Below are 1874 nucleotides of genomic sequence, written 5' to 3'. Positions count from 1 at the left end.
GGGCACAGACGCGGCAGGCGACGTTGGAAAATCAGCGCATTAACGTTGCTCGCTTGCGTCATCACTTGCTTGGAGATCCCGAGGCCTTCGAGCTTGCTATAGATTCCCAGGGGGCTGCCGGCATGGCCCGTTAATATCACCCCGTGACCAGATTCCAGCATATGAAGAAACAGACCTGCTGATTCATGGCCCCGGACTTCACCGAGAAATAAATAGGTTGGGTTCATCCGCATGAGCTCTTTGACGTGCTCACTCAATGCCTGTAATTCGCCGCCCTTGGATTCACGCACGGCATGTTGATGGACGCCGCGCATCACGTACTCAGGTGGGCTTTCCAGGGAACGAATAACAATGTCCGGGCGTGTGCGACTGAGGTTTTCCAGCATGACTTTCACCGTCGTAGTTTTGCCGCTGCTGGTTTGTCCCGCCAGGACAATCGCCCCGGAATCGCGACGACTGGCGCGCTCCAACATACGCGCTTGTTGTACCGGTAAATTCAGATCATGAATTGAATTAAAACCGCTCGTCTCACTCATCATGAGCAGACGCAGCGCGAAATCCGTTCCGCCCGGGAACGCAGGTTTGGACTGGTACCGGATGCGCGTGCGGTGCCCGGCCCACACACCATCACCGGCCGCGAATTGCGCGGACCCAAATTTAAATATCGGTTCCTCGACGGTTTCCTGGTCCGCTTTGCTTTGATAGAAACACTGCATCATGCCTTCGATCTCATCACGCGTGTAATCGCGATACGGCGTGATCATGGTGTCGATATCCAGCTCGGCAAGATATTGTGTTTGCGAGCCCTTGCGCGGCGATATCATGATATCGGCCGCACCACGGGTAACTGCTTCCGTAATCAGCTCATCAAGGCGCTCACGGTCCTCCTGGGTAATTAAACGATCAGTAGCATCCGTTGTGGCAAGTGCAGCCTGTTGGTCGTGTAGCAAGGTTAGAATGGATTGCTCGGCGTACAACGGCTTAACGGTGTACTCCAGACGGTGTGCGTGTCGCGCCGCCTCAAAATACGCTTGCGATGGGTAACACCCGGGCGCGACCAACAATAAGCATTCGCGGTTGACACCGCTCACCAGCGCAACTTTCTCACGCATGGGCGGCTGGATGGCCAACTCGCCATTCTCCCCCGACAATAACCGCCAATCAGCGGTACCGGCATGCGCGGCTAGTTCATCGATTTGCCTAACACGCTTCATTGCATCAACCCCGGTGGAAGTTGCATGGCACTGTCGCGTAGCGACGACCCAACCTGGCGAGGTCCTTGATCGGACACAGCCGACACAGAGGTGAGGTACAGGCGACTCGTTTTACCGTTGCGCGCGACGGTCACGTACTGCGGGGTGACGCCAGAGAGTCGGTAGCCGCTTGGCAACACATCACCGACGCCATAATCCGTCACTGAACCGAGATACAAAATCTCCACGCGATACGATGTGTTATCCGCACCGAATACACCCACAAAATAGGGTTCGGGTTCTGCCTTCGGTGGCACAAAAGGGTCAGGTCCTGTGGGCACTGGCATCGGCGCTGGTTGCACGGGCTCTGCCGACGGCTTGGCATTCTCACGCGCGTAAGTCGCCTGTTCTTCCAGGATTAATTGATCAACGATACCGGTATGGTCAGCGGTTAACGCGCTACTCACTGGTGGCTCGCCGTCAGCAATAACGCCTTGGGCAATTAGCACAAGAATGAACATCGTCAATCGACTTTTTACGTTACGGTTTAACAACATAATCACCCTCGATCCGCCAGGTGGCGGAATAATGGCCGCTATCGCTTCGATGAAATTCGAGCAACAGGGACTTACCAAAAAACACGCGTGCGTCCAGCTTTTGCAAACTGCCGATCAGCAATTT

The 1874-nt window shown here is 55.2% G+C and carries 2 protein-coding genes; both read right to left on the bottom strand.

Annotation, left to right across the window (positions count from 1 at the left end):
- Positions 1-1214: ATPase, T2SS/T4P/T4SS family (locus ACSV5M_RS21695; protein WP_439178941.1), on the bottom strand; the 1214-nt coding region annotated here is incomplete at its 3' end.
- On the bottom strand, positions 1211-1750 hold the full coding sequence (locus ACSV5M_RS21690; RefSeq protein WP_439178940.1) for a hypothetical protein: 540 nt from the start codon (positions 1748-1750) through the stop codon (positions 1211-1213). The genes ACSV5M_RS21695 and ACSV5M_RS21690, both read right to left, overlap by 4 nt.
- Positions 1751-1874: the final 124 nt, after the last annotated feature.

Source organism: Cellvibrio sp. ARAG 10.3 (genome assembly GCF_051846955.1).
In the GTDB taxonomy this organism is placed as follows: Bacteria; Pseudomonadota; Gammaproteobacteria; order Pseudomonadales; family Cellvibrionaceae; genus Cellvibrio.
Note: the sequence above shows the minus strand (reverse complement) of the source record. Positions and strands in the feature narration are given on the sequence as shown.